Origin of the sequence: Paenibacillus sp. LBL (assembly GCF_029893715.1) — a bacterium.
Classification (GTDB): Bacteria; Bacillota; Bacilli; order Paenibacillales; family Paenibacillaceae; genus Paenibacillus_AQ; species Paenibacillus_AQ glucanolyticus.
In genome coordinates this window covers 40,980-58,538 of record NZ_JARXYU010000010.1, presented here as the reverse complement: position 1 = coordinate 58,538, position 17,559 = coordinate 40,980, and the positions used below count along the sequence as shown (strand labels likewise).

Below are 17,559 nucleotides of genomic sequence, written 5' to 3'. Positions count from 1 at the left end.
CGCCTGTACCGAAGTGATGCCCCGGTCAGACGCCTTGGTTGTGAAACCTGAAATCCGATTAAACGCCAAGCCAGCGCTTAAACAGATGTTTGGTTGTATCCTTGTTCATTTCCGCAATGGACGTTGTAAGCGGAATGCCTTTCGGGCAAGAACGGACGCAGTTCTGCGAGTTGCCGCAGCCCTCAATGCCTCCATCCTGCATCAGAGCTTCCAGACGCTCTTCCTTGTTCATCTCTCCTGTCGGGTGAGCGTTGAACAAGCGGACTTGGGAAATGGCCGCGGGACCAATAAAGTCCGTTTTTTCGTTAACATTCGGGCAAGCTTCAAGACATACACCGCATGTCATGCATTTGGACAGCTCGTAAGCCCACTGGCGCTTCTTCTCAGCCATTTTCGGTCCAGGTCCCAGGTCATAGGTGCCGTCGATTGGAATCCACGCCTTAACACGCTTGAGCGCCGTGAACATACGACTGCGGTCGATAACCAGGTCTCTTACGACCGGGAACGTCTTCATCGGCTGAATCCGGATCGGCTGCTCCAGCTTGTCGATCAGCGCGGCACATGCTTGGCGCGGCTTGCCGTTGATGACCATGGAGCAAGCTCCGCAAACTTCCTCAAGGCAGTTGGAGTCCCAGCATACCGGCGCGGTTGTCTGACCTTGCGCATTTTTGGGATTACGCTGAATTTCCATCAGCGCACTAATGACGTTCATACCTGGACGGTATGGAAGCTCGAATTCCTCAGTGTAGGATTTCGTCTCCGGGTTGTCCTGGCGTGTAATGATAAACTTGACACTCTTTGAGGCGGCTGCCGTTTGAGACATATTAAATCCCCCTTCCTTCTTACTTGTCTTTCGAATAGTCGCGAATACGCGGCGGGATTAAGGAAACATCCACTTCTTCGTATGAAATCTGCGGTCCGTCAGGCGTCCAAGCAGCTTTCGTTGTTTTCAGGAACTCTTCATCGTTACGTTCAGGGAAATCAGGCTTGTAGTGAGCGCCGCGGCTTTCGTTCCGAAGAAGTGCGCCCAGCGTCATCGCCTCGGACAGCTCCAGCATGTTCCACAGCTGACGGGTGAATGCCACGCCCTGGTTGTTCCAGCGGGACGTATCCGTCATATTGATATTGCGGTAGCGCTGCTTCAATTCCTTGATTTTGCCGATGGTTGCCTCAAGCTTGTCATTATAACGAACCACCGTCATATTGTTGGTCATCCATTCGCCCAGCTCTTTATGGATCACGTAAGCATTCTCGGTACCTTCCATCTTGAGCAGGCCTTCGTATTTGTTGGTTTGCTCTTTCGCTACGCGATCAAATACGGTCGAGGAAATGTCCTCTGTCGACTTCTTCATGCCTTTGATATATTCAATGGCCTTCGGTCCGGCCACCATGCCGCCATAAATCGCGGAGACAAGGGAGTTCGCACCCAGACGGTTTGCACCGTGATATTGATACTCGCATTCCCCGGCTGCAAACAGCCCCGGAATGTTTGTCATTTGGTTGTAATCGACCCACATGCCGCCCATGGAATAATGGACTGCCGGGAAGATTTTCATCGGGATTTTACGCGGATCATCGCCCATGAACTTCTCATAAATCTCGATAATGCCTCCGAGTTTCACGTCGAGTTCTTTCGGATCCTTATGGGAGAGATCGAGGTAAACCATGTTCTCGCCATTGATGCCGAGTCCCATGTCTACGCACACAGAGAAAATCTCACGGGTTGCGATGTCACGCGGCACCAGGTTTCCGTAAGCCGGGTATTTCTCTTCGAGGAAGTACCAAGGCTTACCATCTTTATAGGTCCAGATCCGTCCGCCTTCACCGCGTGCCGATTCCGACATCAAGCGAAGCTTGTCATCACCTGGAATCGCCGTCGGGTGAATCTGGATGAATTCCCCGTTTGCATAATGAACGCCTTGCTGATAGACAGCGCTTGCTGCTGTACCGGTGTTGATGACGGAGTTCGTGGTTTTACCGAAAATAATGCCGGGACCACCGCTTGCCAGAATGACGGCTTCCGCTTTAAACGCCTTGATCTCCATCGTGCGCAGATCCTGGGCAGCAATACCGCGGCAGATGCCTTCGTCGTCGATGATTGCGTTCAGGAACTCCCAGTTCTCGTATTTCGTAACGAGACCGGCGGTTTCCCAACGGCGAACCTGCTCATCAAGCGCATACAGCAGCTGCTGACCTGTCGTGGCGCCAGCGAACGCAGTACGGTGGCGCTTCGTTCCACCGAAACGGCGGAAATCGAGCAGCCCTTCCGGGGTACGGTTAAACATAACGCCCATGCGGTCCATGAGGTGGATAATGCCAGGAGCCGCTTCACACATCGCTTTTACAGGTGGCTGATTCGCCAGGAAGTCGCCGCCGTATACCGTATCGTCAAAGTGCTCCCAAGGAGAGTCACCCTCGCCCTTGGTATTAACAGCTCCATTGATTCCGCCTTGCGCACACACGGAGTGAGAGCGTTTAACAGGTACAAGTGAGAATAGATGAACGTGAGCCCCGGCTTCTGCCGCTTTGATGGTTGCCATCAACCCGGCAAGGCCGCCGCCCACTACAATAATATTAGATGCCATTTTTCGTTCACTCCCCTTAACTTAAGACTGTCTTAACTACATCGATCGCTGCTGTTGCCGCCGCTTGGAACTCAGAACTGCGGAATGCAGTCATAGCAAGAATAAACAGCACGCTCATCAGCACGAACAAGCCCATGCAGATGTAAGTAGATACCTTCTGCGCGCGCGGACCGACGGTGATGCCCCAGCTGACGAGGAACGCCCACAGGCCGTTTGCGAAGTGGAAGGTTGCTGAGACTACACCGATAACATACAGAATAAACAGCACGGGGTTGTTCATAATGTTGTGCATCGTGGCGCCCAGATCATCATGCGTGATTTTGCCGATGATGATTTGGAAACGCGTATCGTACATATGCCAGATAACGAATACAAACGTAATAACCCCGGTGACACGCTGGATAGTAAAGCGAATATTGCGCTCATAACTGTAGTTCCCTACGTTATTTTTGGCCTGATAAGCAATGTACAGACCGTAGATGCCATGATAAAACAATGGCAGCCAGATCAGGAACAGCTCGAGGAAAAAAACGAGCGGCATGCTGTTCAGGAAATGCACGGCCCCCTCAAAGCCCTTCTTTCCGCCCTCGAAAGCCTTAAAGTTGGAGATCATATGGCTGATCAAGAATGCTCCCAGCGGTATGACACCAAGTAAGGAATGTAGCTTTCTGGAATAATACCCTTTCATTAGTTGACGTTCCCCTTTCCAATGTGCAGCGTTTTCATTTTCAATCTTTCCTATTTTCAGAACAATTACACTTTCCCTGTCCTAAAGAGGTTGTTCAAAAAGCCCGCTTGGGATCGCGAAGTGAATCAAGAAGCCACTCGGCATCGAATCTTGAATTCAGCCGCGCCTTCCGGTGCAGCGTACCCAAACTTCCAGCTGCGCACCTGACGTCCCTGGCTTCATCCAATCTAAGCGTTTTGAAGAAACGCACACCGGCAGCACAAGCCTCAGTATTGAAAACCGACCTCTTTGAACGCGGACTCGAACCGTTTCAACGACAAAAAGCTGCCTATTTCTGCAATAGTGTGAACAACTTGTGTCATGTCTCATGTTACTCCTTTTTTTCTTATAATGGAATTGCAATATAATTATTAATCGTTATAATCTATACGCATAAGCAATTATTTGCACGTATGTCTATTTTATATAGGAGGAATTTCATGTTCGAGGAACTGGACATGTTTGCCGTCGTTGTAGAGCAATCCAGCATTAACCAGGCGTCCAAGCTGCTTAATTTGTCACAGCCAGCCCTGTCCAGAAAAATAGCGAAGCTTGAGGATCAGCTCGGACTGCAGCTTTTTAACCGCCGCGGCAAACGCCTGGAGCTCACCTCCATCGGTCAGATTGTGTACACCTTTGCCCTGGAGCAGCGGCAGCAGCAGCTCAAATTCATGCAGACTTTGGCCCATTACCGGGAGGGCGACCAAATATCGATCAATCTGGGTGCCAGCCTGACCACCCTTCAGACGACGCTGCCCCCGCTGGTCAATGCATTCATGGAGCGCCATCCTGCAGCCGAAATCAAGCTGATTACCGGCAAAACCCATGAAATCGTTTCGTATGTAAGAGATAAGCGGGTGGATGTCGGCATCGTTGCCTCCTCAATCAACCAGCCCGGCCTAAACTGCATTCCGCTGTTTGATGACCACTTGGAGCTTGTCATTCCCTCATCGCACCCGCTGGCTGACATCGAAGACGTCGGAATCGAGCAGCTCCAAGGACTGCCAATGATTATCTTCTCCACCGGAACGTGGTACCGCAAGCTGACGGATGACCTGTTCCACCGCTGGGGCATTATGCCGGATATTCGAATGGAAATTGACTCCTTCGAGGCGATCGTCCGTTTGATTCCTACCTGCAAAGCGGCAGCGCTTCTGCCCAAGTCGTATCTCCGTCCGCAGTTATTATCCGATAACGGACTGGTCGACATTCATATTCCCGCACTCATCGAAACCCGTCGAACGACGTCGCTGATTTACGGCCAGGCCTCGGAGCTCAGCAAAGCGGCCAGCAGGTGGATTGATGAGACAGAAATTCTGTTCCGGAGACTGGAAGAGGAAAAATCAAAAAAAACCTGACAGCGTTCATAGTCGTCAGGTTTTTCTTCTATATTTATTTCTCAAGCATGTTCACGACTTCAGATTCAAAGCGGTCTACGTTATCATTGGATCCGATAACGACCATAATATCGCCCGAGTTCACCACGTCCATGGCGGTCGGAGCCACAATAATGCCGGTTTGCTTATTCAGGGCTACCACGCTTACGCCATAACGAACCCTCGTATTCAGCTCGCTCAGTGTTTTTCCGTCCATGCAGTCCGTAACCGTCATCTCCACAATCAAATAGTCCTTGGATAATTCGATATAGTCAAGCAGGTTCGGCGTAACGAGCTGGTGAGCTACCCGAATGCCCATATCCCGCTCCGGAAAGATGACCCGGTCCACGCCCAGCTTCTCCAGAGCCCGGCCATGCAGGACCGAAATGGCCTTGGCCACTACCGTGGTAACACCAAGCTCTTTCAACAAGATGGCGGATAAAATACTCATCTGGATATCATTCCCGATTGCAACAATCCCACAATCGAAGTTGCGGATCCCGAGTGATTTAAGCACCTCTTCATCTGTAGCATCCGCGACCACCGTATGTGTCAGCAGCTCGCTCATATCCTCGACAACCTCTTCGTTCCGGTCGATGCCGAGCACCTCATATCCCTGTTCCATCAGTTCAAGCGCCAGGCTGGAGCCAAATCGTCCTAAACCGATAATTGCAAATTGCTTTGGTTTCATGTCTCTCCTATACTCCTTATCCAATAATCATTTTGCCTTCCGGATGACGATATAATTCTTTACCCTTTTTCGGCCCTAGTGCATAAGCAAGTGTCAGCGGACCCAATCGTCCTGCAAACATCGTAATACTAATCAATATTTTGCCGAACACGGTCAGATCAGGCGTTAAGCCCATCGAGAGCCCCACCGTACCGAACGCGGACGTTGTTTCGAACAGGATTTCCAGGAACTCCCCTTCCTCTGTCGTGGACAGAATCATGGAGACCGCAAGAACGAGCAGCAAGGCGAGAAGTGCGATGGTTAACGCCTTCAGTACCCGCTCCTGTGCAAGCCGATAACGGAACATGACGATGTCGTCGCGTCCCCGCATCATGGCGATGACCGCACCAACCATTATGGTAAACGTCGTTGTTTTGATACCGCCCCCGGTTGATCCGGGAGATGCGCCGATAAACATGAGAATCACGATGAAAAACTGTGTGGCCTGCCTTAGGCCCGTAATATCTATAGTATTCGCACCCGCTGTGCGCGGCGTTACAGATTGGAACAACGCTCCTAAGAACTTCCCGCCCCAATTGAGGGAGCCGAGCGTTCGCGGATTGGTGAATTCAAATATGAGAATAACGATAAATCCGAGCAGCAGCAGCGCTCCTGTCATAGAGAGCACCACCTTGGAATGCAATGACAGTCTCCGCTGTTTCCGAAAGTCAATCAGATCAGACAATACAATGAAGCCAATACCGCCTGAAACAATCAAAAACATCACGACTACGTTTACCACCGGATCGTATACATACCCGGTCAAGCTTCGAAAATCGCCAAACAAATCGAAACCGGCATTGTTGAACATGGTCACCGCATGAAAAACACCGTAATATATCGCTTTTCCGATCGGCATATCAAACGCCCACCGGATAGACAGCAGTACAGCGCCACAAGCCTCAATCACGAGTGAGTATAACAATACTCTGCGAATCAGCCTTACGATGCCTTCCATCGAGGATTGATTCATCGCCTCCTGCAGGACAAGACGATCCTTGAGGGAAATTCGCCGTTTGAGGACCAGGGCAAACAAAGTAGCCATCGTCATGAAGCCGAGCCCGCCAATCTGAATCAGCAGCATGATCACGATCTGACCGAAAGAACTGAATGTTGTCCCTGTATCCACCACAACCAGACCCGTCACGCACGTTGCTGATGTCGAAGTGAACAATGCATCAATAAATCCAAGCGGCTCGCCGGTTCTACTGGAAATCGGCAGCATTAACAATGCAGCCCCGATGAAGATAATGGCCGCAAAACCAAGCACGAGAATCTGCGGCGGGGACAACCTGAGCCATTTTAATTTGGAGTTCAATCCGTCACCTTCTTAAAAAAAGTCAAAGAAAAAAGACACTGGAAAACGCAGTGCCCCTTACGGTCTGGTTCCTGTGCTGCAGCCTACGAGGTTAGCTGACGGATTCGGGCATTTCCACAGGTCGCCCTATTCATTATTCTATAGAATAATGAAATTCACCCCAATTACATGGTTCCCCCATTTTCAGTACGAAATTCGGCTGGAATATTCGGTTCCTTGAAGCATGATGTGATTATAACCCAATCCGGTACGTAACCCAACGCCGTTTTTCACCCAAAAAGTCTTTAAAAGAGCTCGAATTGGGCATATTCAAGAATACAAGCGTATGGTTCTCTAACATTTTCGAAACCTTTCATTCATTTTCATCGTTTTATTTCATTATTACCAAATTGGGATAAGCTGCTTATCCCTTTCATATCTATGTTATATTGGCTCTATGCGTTCTTCATCAGGCAGCTCTAATACCCAGTGGAGTATCAACTTTCCAGAGGAGGAAATTCATGAATCGTGCAAGAGAGCCTTTGAGGCTGAAGCCCAACTTGAAGCAGCTCATCGCGCCTGCCGCAGTTGGCCTGATTTTGTTCCTGTTATTTCAGGTATTTCCATCAGCCAATACGGATTCTACCGAGATGTCCACTCCGGATATTATATCCAAAGCACAAGCCCAGCAAGCCGCTTCCAGGTTCGCGCAGGAGCACTTGCAGTTCGCCGCTGCGGAAGCTGAGGAGACATTGATTACATATCAATCCAAATCGGAGCTTTACGGATATTTAGCGAGGGAAAAGAAACTCTCGGAGTACAACAAAACCTTTGAGGCCAAATATCCCTATGACGTATACCGCGTTCGCTTCAGCGAGCCGGGAGGCGATGCCCTCAATGTGGACGTGCATATGCAGAATTCCGGCATCGTCGGGTTCTCGTATGATTTTGCCCGCTCCAGTTATGACCGGATTGAACTGAACAAGGGTAAAGTGCAGAAACAAATGCTCCTTGTCGTAGAGGACGGCATGACTTTGACCGATAAGCAGCAGCTTGCCGAGCCTTGGCTCAAGCGTGCAGGCTACGATATTTCGCATCTGAAGCTGGTTACGCGGGAAGGAGAACCCCGGCTGAAGTACGTGGATCCGGAAACCAAGATCGGCGATTCCGTGCTGGAGCTGCGCTTCACCTTCGAGCACGGGAAATTACGCTCCTATGAGCCATCCTTCTCGATTCCGGCTGCGCATTCCGCTTATGTTAACAAGCAGACTCAAGATGCAACACTGCTGACGCTGGCGGGTTACGGTTTGTTTACCCTGATTCTTGGCATACTTGCCATTGTGTACAGTGTGAAGACCAGAGCTTACACCTCGTTTAAACGCGGCTTGTTCCTATCGGCGCTGCTATTCGTTATTCAAATGCTGAATACGTACAATCTGGTACCCGTGTTCAAATCCGAGGGCATGTCTTCTACCGGCATTCTCGGCATGATGATATTCTATGCGGTCTATTCACTCATCTTCTCCGCGCTGCTCTACTTTTCCCTGGTCGGGGGCAACGGGCTGTGGCAAAAAGAAGACGGCCTTAACCCATGGCCGCGGGCCAAGGAAGCCGGGTATGGACGTTATGTGCTGGATAGCATGAAGCTGGGGTATATGTGGGCGTTCATTCTGCTCGGAGTTCAATCTCTGATCTTTATTGTTCTTGGTCTTACCTTGAATACATGGTCCACAACCGATGCCACGCAATCGCCTTACAATATGCTGTATCCATGGCTGTTCCCTTTGATGGCCTGGTTTGCAGGCATATCGGAGGAAGCCGTATACCGGCTGTTTGGTATTAAAATGGTGAAGAAAATCGTTCGCAATACCTTTGTGGCAAGTTTGATCACCTCGCTCATCTGGGCGCTGGGGCATACGCTTTATCCGATATACCCTGTGATCTCGAGGCCTATCGAGCTGGTCATCATCGGCTTGCTGTTCAGTTACATCTTCTTGAAATACGGGTATCTCGCGGCCATGTTCTCCCACGTCATCTTCAACAGCATTCTGATGGGCCTCAGCCTCGTTATGCTCAAGGATACCGCCAACTTACTGATCGGGGTGTTCTACATGGTGCTGCCGGGAATTGTTGCATATTTGATATACCGTTTCAATCCGACAAAAAAAGAGAAGCCGTATGTTACGACTCCTCCTCACGAAGTGCATTAAGAATTTGCGTTGCTAATTTTTCACCTATGGAAAGGGGCTTGAAGTCTTCGACTGAAGCCTCTTTTATTTTTTTGACCGAGCCAAAATGCTTCAGCAGCAGCTTGCGGCGCTTCTCCCCTATGCCGGGAATGGAATCGAGCTTCGAAGTCACCATCGATTTGCCGCGCTGATCGCGGTGGAAGGAAATCGCAAAGCGGTGAACCTCATCCTGGATGCGCTGCAGTAAATAGAACTCCTGGCTGTCCCGTGGCAGTGTTACCGGCTCCGGTGGATCTCCGATCATTAACTGCGCCGTTTTGTGCTTGGCGTCCTTCACAAGCCCGCATACCGGGACAAACAGTCCCAGCTCATTCTCCAATACATCGATGGCCGCAGAGATTTGTCCCTTGCCTCCATCAACCACGATAAGGTCGGGAAGCGGCAAGTTCTCCTTCAAGACGCGCTCGTACCGCCGCCGAATCACTTCACGCATCGTATCATAATCATCCGGTCCCAGGACGGTGCGGATTTTGTATTTGCGGTATTCCTTTTTATCCGGCTTCCCATTGGTGAATACCACCATGGCCGATACCGGATTGCTCCCCTGTATGTTCGAGTTGTCAAATGCTTCAATCCGGTTGAGCGACTGGAGTCCAATCACTTCACCCAGATTAGCCGCCGCAACCGAGGTGCGTTCTTCATCGCGCTCGATCAACCGGAACTTCTCGTCCAGGGAAACCCTCGCATTATCCGATGCCATGCCCACCATCTGTTTCTTCAAGCCCCGCTGCGGCACGTGTACCTTCACTCCAAGCCATTCCTGCAAGGCGGCAGCCCCGCCGGCGGCATCCACGATACCCTCTGCCTCCGCCTTCTCCTCTTGAGCCTGGACTAAGGCTTCCTGCAGCTCTTCCGCAGAACCTGCAGTTGGCTGGCTCGCCGAATCCGCGGCATTCTCCTTGCCCTGTACGCTTTCAGCTTCGATAACGGTTCCCGTTGCGGTTACTGAACCAGCAGCTTCCTCTATCAACAGAGGGCCAGGGAGCAGAATTTCTTGCGGCAGTGCAGGATTGTCGCTGTAATATTGGGCAATAAAAGACATAAAGTCACTGTGCGCATCCCCGTAGAACGGAAAGACGGATTTGTTGCGCTGCACCATTTTCCCCTGCCGCATGTACAGAATCTGCACACACATCCAGCCTTTATCCACAGCATAACCGAATACGTCGCGGTCCCGTGTATCCGTGGTCGTAATCTTCTGCTTCTCCATTAAGGTATCGATATGGATGATCTGATCCCGCAGCTCTTTGGCACGCTCAAAATATAAATCCTCCGCGGCCTCCTGCATTTTGCGCTGCAATTCCTTCTTGATCTCTTCATGTCCGCCGTTCAGAAAAGAGTTAATCTCGCCGGTAATCTGCTCATAAGCGGAATTCGGCACTTCCTTCACGCATGGAGCCAAGCATTGCCCCATATGATAATACAAGCACACTTCTTTAGGCATGACACCGCATTTGCGCAAAGGGTACATCCGGTCCAGCAGCTTTTTGGTCTGCTGTGCCGCATACGCATTCGGGTAGGGGCCAAAATATTTCGCTTTATCTTTAAGCACCCTTCGGGTCACTTCCAGACGAGGATGCTCTTCATTCGTAATTTTAAGGTATGGATAGGTTTTATCATCCTTCAGCAGCACGTTGAATCTGGGCTGATGTGTTTTGATCAGGTTGCACTCCAGAATGAGCGCTTCCATGTTGCTGCCTGTCACAATGTATTCGAAATCGCGAATTTCCGAAACGAGCATTTGGGTTTTTCCGTTATGGCTACCTGTAAAATAAGAGCGCACCCGATTCTTCAGCACCTTGGCCTTGCCCACGTAGATAATCGTTCCATCCTGATTTTTCATCAGGTAACAGCCGGGCAGATCCGGCAGTAATGCCAGCTTATGGCGAATACTCTCAAGCGCCTTCTCCTGCTCCTGCAGCTGTTTGGCAAAATCGTCCATGCTTTTCCTCCTCTCCAAGGAGATTATATATTATTAACCATAAATATAAACCATTATGAATAACCACACAAAGCGCCTTCGGGTTTATACCGAAGGCGCTGTATGAAAGCGGATTTCAGCTGATGCCAAACCACGCTTATTGATGTTTTGCAATAATGCCTTTCAAGGCTTCCTTGGAATTCAAACCAACCACTTTATCGACAGGCTGGCCGTCTTTAAAGAAGATCATGGTCGGAATGCTCATCACGCCAAAGCGTGCTGCGGATTCCGGATTCTCATCCACGTTCACCTTTGCGATTTTCACATCATCACCGAGTTCTGAAGACAATTCGTCCAGAATCGGAGCAAGCATTTTACAAGGGCCGCACCACGGCGCCCAAAAATCAACTACAACCGTTCCTTCGCCTTCAACTTCATTCACGAAGGTTTGGTCGGTAACATTGACGATAGCCATTGTATTCTCCTCCTCACAGGATAAGATCGGGTATAGTGCAAATCATAATTGTCGAATGGGTCGACGAATTTAGTATACCACAATCGGCCCGAAAAAGTGAAATATACTCACCTAAAGAAAGAGGATTTCACGGGATTTTTATGCAATCTTTACAAATGATTTGCGCATTGGGTATACTACTAGTAACAAGTCGGGTGACTGTCAAGTTTTCGTGTTCACACGACATGTTCACCTTTTGAGGAGGCAAGCACCATGGATGTAAACGTACGCGTTAACGATCCACGGGAGCACATCAATGAAGAACCACGCAATGACTTTGGCGATTTGATGATGGGCTTCGTGGGGATGTTCGGTTTCATGACCATCATCTTTTTCGGATTCGTTATTATCAAGTTCCTGGTCGGCTAATTGATGATTCCTTGTGCAGCATTAAAAAGTCTGATCCCGCCGCGTTCTGTACGCTAACGGGATCAGACTTTTTACGATTTCCGGGAAGTTTGTCCATGATAAAGATGTGACCGCCGCAATCGATCTAAAATTTACCTCGCTGGTTCTCGCCGAATAAGTGGACCACATCCACAAAAGGCGCAATCCGGTTCATCAACCGCTGCCCCTTATGGGCTTCTTCGCCGTCCTTGCTTGTGAAGCTGAGATGCTGCTCAAGTCCGTCGAGCGGATAGTTTGACGTATAGAAGGTCGGCAGCCGGTTCATCCGGAAATTCAGGATGGAACCAAGGACATGATCCCGAACCCACGGATTCAAGTTCTCCGCACCAATGTCGTCAAAGATTAGCAGATCGCAATGCTTCATGGTCTCCACCATTTCCTTCAGCTTCTGTCCATCCTGCATCATGGTTTTCAGATCCTCCACGAAATCAGGCATGTACACAATGACGCCCGAGTGGCCCACCTTCGCGAGCTCATGCATCAAATACCCCATCAGATAGGTCTTCCCGGTGCCAAACGAACCGGTAAGATACAGTCCTCGCGGAGACAAGCCGTTCTCCTTGGTATCCCGGATATATTTAAAGACCTGATGAACCGCAGGTGCCCGCAAACGGTCCTTTGCCATAATCTCCATATTGTTATAACCTTCGTTCAAGGCATGCTCATCCACATAAAAGCTGCGAATCCGTTTCTTGATCTGGTCCTCGCTGGTCTTTGCAATCTGCAAGGAACAAGGAGCCTTCCGCTCATAAATTTCTACCGTTCCATTCACCCGCTGAATATCCAGCTTGCTGATATGCCCCTGGAAATCATTTGGACAGCGGTCCAGCCCCGGACACGACTGGCAATGGGCCTGGTCCCCCGCATATTGATACAGTTTACTTAAATTTAAGCGTATGACCCGATCATCGATTTCCGGGAATTCGCTCCGCAATGCTTGTATCAGAGGATTCTTGAGTAAATCCTCCGTAATCTGCTCGGTTCTGCGCCGAAGCGCAGGACTTTTCATACTCTCTAGCAGTTCACCAAGGGACTCCATCTCTTTTTCCTCCTCTCATGAGCGGTATCTCATTACCCGCCCTTCTTATTGCCAGCTTGCATTTCTGCTGCAAATCGCATCATTTCTTCGAACTCCTCATCCGATACGGCCTCGCCCTGATCGGACTCCAGCGCCACCGGGATTTCCGGCTTCACCTTCCCGCCCTTAGCGTATGTACGCGTACGTTGCGTGGTTGCCTTCTGTTTGCCTTTCATCTTGGCTTGATCACGTATATATTGAACAGCTTTCTCGTAGCTGTTAACCTGCTTCAGCAGCATGTTGGAAGCGATCGCTTCCACAAAATTGCGGTTGATCCGCTGCTCGCCGCCTGCGGCAATAAGCGACATTAAATAATGAATGAGCACGTTGATGACTTCACCCGGCAGTTTGTAGCTCAGATCAATCTTTTCAAAGATATCCAGGAACTGTGCAGGAACGGAGCCTGGAAAGAACGTCTGCAGCAGCCGGGTATAGGGTTCGTTGCGAAGCATCATATTATATTGGTGTATATCACATTTCGATTGGAACTGGGCTGGAACCTCCACATAAAATTCCGTCTGTACCGCATGCTCCTGTACGGGCTCGTCCGGATCGGCTGTCATCTCCTGATGGAGAGCGATCACTTTGCCTGCCGTAATCTGCCGCTTCTCCTGCATCTTCATTCCTTGACGGAAGTGAAGGCTGGCCTTGTGCTGCAGATCATCCAGCACGACCTCGCCATGCTCGGTAAATATGCCGTCCTCATCCAGCAGCCGGCACAAGTCCTGCGTGCTCAGATCGTATTTGCGCACAACGTAATTCACAATGCCCATTTGCTCGTGATCATAGCGGAGCCGCTCCACAAAGACCCGATTGCGGGATTCACGCGGGAAGCGAAGAATGATGTCGGCATAATTCAGGCCATCCCCTTGCGGATTCGGCGGCAGGATGGACTTACGCGACACCGCGACCTCCTCCAGCGCTTGCTCCAGCTCATAATCAATAACGTGCGTGTTCAACTCAAAAATATCATAAAAGGGAACCGAAATGTTCTCCTTGTTTAAGGAAATACCGGACCATTCAAGAGGCTCCTTGCTCCACAGCTCTTCCCTTAGCGACAGGACGGCAAATTTCCCCACCTTGTCCCGAAGCAGCAGTGTCAGATGCTGTGTGTTGAAGAACTCCGCCGGACTGAGCGGCGCCTGCAGCTCATATTCATATACATGGTCATCCGTTTCCGGGACGAACATCCGGCTTGTCTGCAGTAACCCTACCGCTTCAAGCTTGGAGGTTTGTTCAATGAGATAACGGCGTCCTTTTTCACTAGGATCAAGTCCCAGAGTCAGGAATAATCGTCGCTGCTGTTCAATGGCCGAATAACCCACCTTCTCCACCGGTACATGGGAAACGAGAAGACGGTACAGACTGACCGCAAACGCACCAACCATCGGTTGATAAATCGAACCAAGCATTTTGTCATCCAGGCCGCTTAAACAGAAGTCACGGTATACGCAGTAACGGTGGTTCTCGGTAAAATGTAAAAAATTAGTCATGCGCATCGTTTATGCTCCCCCTGTCGCCCAAAAATAGACTTCCTCTATTCTATCATAAATCCGAAGATCAGAAGTCGGTTCTTTCGCATCAAAAATTATGGAATTCGCGTATCCAAGCTTTGCATGGTTCCACAAATAATAAATGACGGCCCCCGGGTATTGAAGAGCCGCCATTAACACTACATTCAATTTGCGCCAAGCGCACTAAAACATTCTAAAGCCTTTAATACGCAATGTCTTAATGGTCCATCCGCTCAAATAAGCACCGATCAGACCTGCAACCCCCGTTAAGTAATCAACCAGTTGGAATGATCCGACGTGAGTCCAGAACGACATTTGGCCCCGATCCCACAAGCTGTATACAACGACTGGCAAGATAACAATCACAAACAAAAAGCATGGAAACCAAGTCGTTTTCATCAACATATTCAGGATAAAACCGATACCGAACATCATGACAAAAAACAAAATCATCAGCACGAGCACAGGAATAAATTGAAGCATGATCGCTGTTTTCACCTCTTCTTTATCACCTACGCATAGCAGCTATTCTACAATATTGCAGCAAGAAACAGCACACCAAGCTTTAGCTAATAGCTAGTTTACTAAAAATCATGTCACAGATCAACGAACAATCGTGAATACATTGTGTCATCGTTTGCCCTTCCGACCACGCTTACAGTACAATGAAGGGAGTTAATGCAAGCGGTTATCCGCTTCAATGATAACGAACATAACGTTTAGGAGTGATTACATGAACGAAGCTGCAATGACGCTGGAGGGCTGGTATGCGCTGCATGATTTCCGTACCATCAATTGGCCGGCCTGGAAAGCTGCAGATGAAGAAGTACGCGCTTTTGCGCTGGACGAGCTGAATGCGTTCCTTCAGGAATGGGATGCCATCGAAGCCGCTAAGCAAGGCAGCACCGCTGTATATACGATCGTCGGCCAGAAAGCCGATTTTGTATTCATGCATTTGCGCGAGACGCTAGAAGATCTAAACGCGATAGAGAATGCCTTTAACAAAACGACGTTTGCGCAGTTCACCACCAAGGCTTATTCCTATGTAAGCATTGTTGAGCTGAGCAACTATCTGGCCGGCTCTTCCGATGAGGATCCGATGCAGAATCCGCATGTTATCGCTCGTCTGAAGCCAGCCCTGCCTAAATCGAAGCATATTTGCTTCTATCCGATGAACAAAAAACGAGACTTGTCGGACAACTGGTACATGCTGAGCATGGATGACCGTAAATCCATGATGAAGAGCCATGGGATGATTGGCCGCGGCTACGCAGGCAAAGTAAAACAAATCATTACCGGTTCTGTTGGACTCGACGATTGGGAATGGGGCGTAACGCTGTTCAGCGATGAAGCCCTTCAGTTCAAAAAACTCGTGTATGAAATGAGATTTGACGAAGTGAGTGCACGTTTTGGCGAGTTCGGTCCTTTCTATGTCGGCAACCTGCTTGACCAGGCTTCATTTACCGATTTGATGAAGGTATAACTCCTTCTAACACATAGATAACATGTACAAAAAAAGGGATGCTCTCTAATTCAGGAGAGCATCCCTTCTTCATTCATTATCGTTTTCCTCATCTTGTTCTTGCTTGCGCAAGGTTTCAAGATATTCCGCTGTCGCCCGGTCGCGGGCACGTCCTTTATCCTTTAGCCGCTCGATGGCAGGAAGAATAAGAATGTCGACTTCCTGCTGAATCGTATACGCAAGATCGTATTGATCTTGCGACTCCAGATAGGAGCCAACCTCCATTAAGGCGTTGTAACGATCCAGCTCATCTCTTGTGAGCAGCCCCCGTACTTGAACGCTGCAGTGTCTCATTTACAGAAACCTACCTTTTTTCAGGACGAGCGGAATCCCCCCGATAATAAAGAGGTAGCGGAGATCAACCAATTTTTTCAGCTGAGCCGCTTTCCAGCCCTGATATTTCTTATCCCCGACAACAGCAATGCCTTCACCTCGGCCGAGGGAGGCTACCGTGCCTTTATTACTGAACTCGAACTTGCGCATCGACTTGTCCCGAATTGCCGCAACGATATTCTGGGCGCAGCATACACCCTGCTGCATCGCCATCTGGGCGGTCGGCGGATAAGGACGGCCTTCCTCATTAAAAATCAGGGAGTTATCGCCGATAATATAAATATTCTCATACCCGGGAGCACGCAGATATTCATCGACCTTCACGCGGCCTCTCATCGTTTCGAAGCCTGCTGCTTCAACCAAGCGATTGCCGCGGATACCGCCGGTCCATACCACCGTTGCCGCTCTGATCTCTTCGCCGTTGTTCAGCACGACGCCGCCCGGCAGGCATTCCTTGATGGCAATGCCCATTTTGAAGGTTACGCCCTTCTTCTCAAGAACGTTCATGGCGTACTCCACCAGCTCCGGTGCAAATCCCGGAAGGGCAGCTGGCGCGGCTTCTACGTTATAGATATTCACCAGTGTCGGATCGACATCATATTCCTTGCACAATCTCGGAATGCGGTCCGCCAGCTCGGCTACAAACTCGATGCCGCTGAAACCTGCCCCGCCCACAACAAAGTTAATGCGCTCTTGCGGTCTGCGCTCATTCTTATATAAAGCAAATTGATACTCAATATGCTCACGAATCAATCGGACCGAGTTGATGCTTCGGATGGTCATCGCATGCTCGGCGAGCCCTGGAATACCAAAGGTTTCCGGTTCCCCTCCAAGCCCGATGACTAGGTAGTCGTAAGATAAAGTGCCATCTTCAAGAATCACCTTCTTGTCGTGAAGACGGATCTCCTGCACCGAGGATTTGACCAGATCGATTTTAAACTCGTCAATCAGCTTCGAAATGGATACCCGGGTGTTCTCAATGCTGTCTGTTCCTGCTGCCGGCATATGCAAATGCGTTGTAATATAATGATAATCATGGCGATTCACCAATGTAACATCGGCCTCATTATAATTCAGCTCTTTTTGCAGCCGCTGCGCTGTCAATATGCCCCCGTAACCCGCGCCAAGGATTACGATCTTCGGTATGCTGCTCATTCTACTGCTCCTTCCAGCTTACTCTTTATATATACAGTATGGTACACATGTTAACATTCTGTGAATTACACCCAAAAAAAGAGAAGAGCCCTTATCAGAGCCCGTTTCATCATTTGACCTGATTATCCATTTTTGTTCAAAAACAGCTGT

At 49.6% G+C, this 17,559-nt stretch carries 16 protein-coding genes and 1 riboswitch; of the genes, 4 read left to right on the top strand and 12 right to left on the bottom strand.

The features are described 5' to 3' along the window. Positions 1 to 58: 58 nt before the first annotated feature. Genes sdhB through M2277_RS20020 form a run of 3 tightly spaced genes read right to left on the bottom strand, consistent with a single transcriptional unit; the run spans position 59 to position 3,273 of the window. Positions 59 to 823 carry a succinate dehydrogenase iron-sulfur subunit gene (gene sdhB, locus M2277_RS20030; protein ID WP_006212585.1) on the bottom strand — a complete coding sequence of 255 codons (765 nt, stop codon included), beginning with the start codon at positions 821 to 823 and terminating at the stop codon, positions 59 to 61. Positions 824 to 842: 19 nt separating this feature from the next. Beyond that, positions 843 to 2,585, bottom strand: coding sequence for a succinate dehydrogenase flavoprotein subunit (sdhA, locus tag M2277_RS20025; RefSeq protein ID WP_006212586.1), 1,743 nt, complete (start codon positions 2,583 to 2,585; stop codon positions 843 to 845). A gap of 16 nt (positions 2,586 to 2,601) precedes the next feature. Beyond that, positions 2,602 to 3,273, bottom strand: a complete 672-nt coding sequence (locus M2277_RS20020; RefSeq protein WP_006212587.1) for a succinate dehydrogenase cytochrome b558 subunit — start codon at positions 3,271 to 3,273, stop codon at positions 2,602 to 2,604. A gap of 479 nt (positions 3,274 to 3,752) precedes the next feature. Here M2277_RS20020 and M2277_RS20015 point away from each other — a divergent pair, with 479 nt between their 5' ends. After that, complete coding sequence (locus tag M2277_RS20015) at positions 3,753 to 4,670, top strand: LysR family transcriptional regulator (protein WP_006212589.1); 918 nt, start codon at positions 3,753 to 3,755, stop codon at positions 4,668 to 4,670. 34 nt (positions 4,671 to 4,704) lie between these two features. On the opposite strand, the gene M2277_RS20010 is transcribed toward M2277_RS20015, so the two are convergent. Next, positions 4,705 to 5,379, bottom strand: a complete 675-nt coding sequence (locus M2277_RS20010; RefSeq protein ID WP_006212590.1) for a potassium channel family protein — start codon at positions 5,377 to 5,379, stop codon at positions 4,705 to 4,707. A 16-nt stretch (positions 5,380 to 5,395) separates the two neighbouring features. After that, positions 5,396 to 6,736 carry a TrkH family potassium uptake protein gene (locus M2277_RS20005; protein WP_148246494.1) on the bottom strand — a complete coding sequence of 447 codons (1,341 nt, stop codon included), beginning with the start codon at positions 6,734 to 6,736 and terminating at the stop codon, positions 5,396 to 5,398. Positions 6,737 to 6,801: 65 nt separating this feature from the next. After that, positions 6,802 to 6,947: riboswitch (cyclic di-AMP (ydaO/yuaA leader) on the bottom strand. Positions 6,948 to 7,236: 289 nt separating this feature from the next. Here M2277_RS20005 and M2277_RS20000 point away from each other — a divergent pair. Next, complete coding sequence (locus M2277_RS20000; protein ID WP_280755422.1) at positions 7,237 to 8,925, top strand: CPBP family intramembrane glutamic endopeptidase; 1,689 nt, start codon at positions 7,237 to 7,239, stop codon at positions 8,923 to 8,925. Here M2277_RS20000 and uvrC read toward each other — a convergent pair. Both uvrC and trxA read right to left on the bottom strand, forming a co-directional pair. Then, positions 8,897 to 10,906 (bottom strand): excinuclease ABC subunit UvrC, encoded by a 2,010-nt coding sequence (gene uvrC / locus M2277_RS19995; protein ID WP_006212592.1) that lies wholly within the window; start codon positions 10,904 to 10,906, stop codon positions 8,897 to 8,899. The two genes, M2277_RS20000 and uvrC, sit on opposite strands and share 29 nt — an antisense overlap. A 136-nt stretch (positions 10,907 to 11,042) precedes the next feature. Continuing rightward, complete coding sequence (gene trxA, locus M2277_RS19990; RefSeq protein WP_006212593.1) at positions 11,043 to 11,360, bottom strand: thioredoxin; 318 nt, start codon at positions 11,358 to 11,360, stop codon at positions 11,043 to 11,045. A 252-nt stretch (positions 11,361 to 11,612) separates the two neighbouring features. On the opposite strand from trxA, the gene M2277_RS19985 reads away from it, so the two are divergent. After that, complete coding sequence (locus M2277_RS19985) at positions 11,613 to 11,768, top strand: hypothetical protein (protein WP_006212594.1); 156 nt, start codon at positions 11,613 to 11,615, stop codon at positions 11,766 to 11,768. Between the two features lie 124 nt (positions 11,769 to 11,892). Here M2277_RS19985 and dnaI read toward each other — a convergent pair whose 3' ends face one another. From dnaI to M2277_RS19970, 3 genes are all read right to left on the bottom strand, one after another. Next, entirely contained in the window at positions 11,893 to 12,846 is a 954-nt protein-coding gene (gene dnaI / locus M2277_RS19980) for a primosomal protein DnaI (protein WP_006212595.1), read from the bottom strand. A 32-nt stretch (positions 12,847 to 12,878) separates the two neighbouring features. Beyond that, positions 12,879 to 14,384 (bottom strand): replication initiation and membrane attachment family protein, encoded by a 1,506-nt coding sequence (locus M2277_RS19975; RefSeq protein ID WP_036644694.1) that lies wholly within the window; start codon positions 14,382 to 14,384, stop codon positions 12,879 to 12,881. A 198-nt stretch (positions 14,385 to 14,582) separates the two neighbouring features. Further along, positions 14,583 to 14,882 (bottom strand): YuiB family protein, encoded by a 300-nt coding sequence (locus tag M2277_RS19970; RefSeq protein WP_036644784.1) that lies wholly within the window; start codon positions 14,880 to 14,882, stop codon positions 14,583 to 14,585. Positions 14,883 to 15,132: 250 nt separating this feature from the next. On the opposite strand from M2277_RS19970, the gene hemQ reads away from it, so the two are divergent. After that, the gene (gene hemQ / locus M2277_RS19965) at positions 15,133 to 15,882 is read left to right on the top strand and encodes a hydrogen peroxide-dependent heme synthase (RefSeq protein WP_006212597.1); all 750 of its coding nucleotides are present in this window, start codon (positions 15,133 to 15,135) and stop codon (positions 15,880 to 15,882) included. 69 nt (positions 15,883 to 15,951) lie between these two features. On the opposite strand, the gene M2277_RS19960 is transcribed toward hemQ, so the two are convergent. Further along, positions 15,952 to 16,215 (bottom strand): hypothetical protein, encoded by a 264-nt coding sequence (locus M2277_RS19960; protein WP_063477738.1) that lies wholly within the window; start codon positions 16,213 to 16,215, stop codon positions 15,952 to 15,954. Continuing rightward, positions 16,216 to 17,409: an NAD(P)/FAD-dependent oxidoreductase gene (locus tag M2277_RS19955; protein ID WP_006212599.1), complete on the bottom strand. Its 1,194-nt coding sequence runs from the start codon at positions 17,407 to 17,409 to the stop codon at positions 16,216 to 16,218. Between the last annotated feature and the right edge of the window lie 150 nt (positions 17,410 to 17,559).

Bases quoted from the DNA above. Each gene is read 5' to 3' on its own strand.
- sdhB (WP_006212585.1), bottom strand. From the start codon at position 823: ATGTCTCAAACGGCAGCCGCCTCAAAGAGTGTCAAGTTTATCATTACA.
- sdhA (WP_006212586.1), bottom strand. From the start codon at position 2,585: ATGGCATCTAATATTATTGTAGTGGGCGGCGGCCTTGCCGGGTTGATG.
- M2277_RS20020 (WP_006212587.1), bottom strand. From the start codon at position 3,273: ATGAAAGGGTATTATTCCAGAAAGCTACATTCCTTACTTGGTGTCATA.
- M2277_RS20015 (WP_006212589.1), top strand. From the start codon at position 3,753: ATGTTCGAGGAACTGGACATGTTTGCCGTCGTTGTAGAGCAATCCAGC.
- M2277_RS20010 (WP_006212590.1), bottom strand. From the start codon at position 5,379: ATGAAACCAAAGCAATTTGCAATTATCGGTTTAGGACGATTTGGCTCC.
- M2277_RS20000 (WP_280755422.1), top strand. From the start codon at position 7,237: ATGAATCGTGCAAGAGAGCCTTTGAGGCTGAAGCCCAACTTGAAGCAG.
- uvrC (WP_006212592.1), bottom strand. From the start codon at position 10,906: ATGGACGATTTTGCCAAACAGCTGCAGGAGCAGGAGAAGGCGCTTGAG.
- trxA (WP_006212593.1), bottom strand. From the start codon at position 11,360: ATGGCTATCGTCAATGTTACCGACCAAACCTTCGTGAATGAAGTTGAA.
- M2277_RS19985 (WP_006212594.1), top strand. From the start codon at position 11,613: ATGGATGTAAACGTACGCGTTAACGATCCACGGGAGCACATCAATGAA.
- dnaI (WP_006212595.1), bottom strand. From the start codon at position 12,846: ATGGAGTCCCTTGGTGAACTGCTAGAGAGTATGAAAAGTCCTGCGCTT.
- M2277_RS19975 (WP_036644694.1), bottom strand. From the start codon at position 14,384: ATGCGCATGACTAATTTTTTACATTTTACCGAGAACCACCGTTACTGC.
- M2277_RS19970 (WP_036644784.1), bottom strand. From the start codon at position 14,882: ATGCTTCAATTTATTCCTGTGCTCGTGCTGATGATTTTGTTTTTTGTC.
- hemQ (WP_006212597.1), top strand. From the start codon at position 15,133: ATGAACGAAGCTGCAATGACGCTGGAGGGCTGGTATGCGCTGCATGAT.
- M2277_RS19960 (WP_063477738.1), bottom strand. From the start codon at position 16,215: ATGAGACACTGCAGCGTTCAAGTACGGGGGCTGCTCACAAGAGATGAG.
- M2277_RS19955 (WP_006212599.1), bottom strand. From the start codon at position 17,409: ATGAGCAGCATACCGAAGATCGTAATCCTTGGCGCGGGTTACGGGGGC.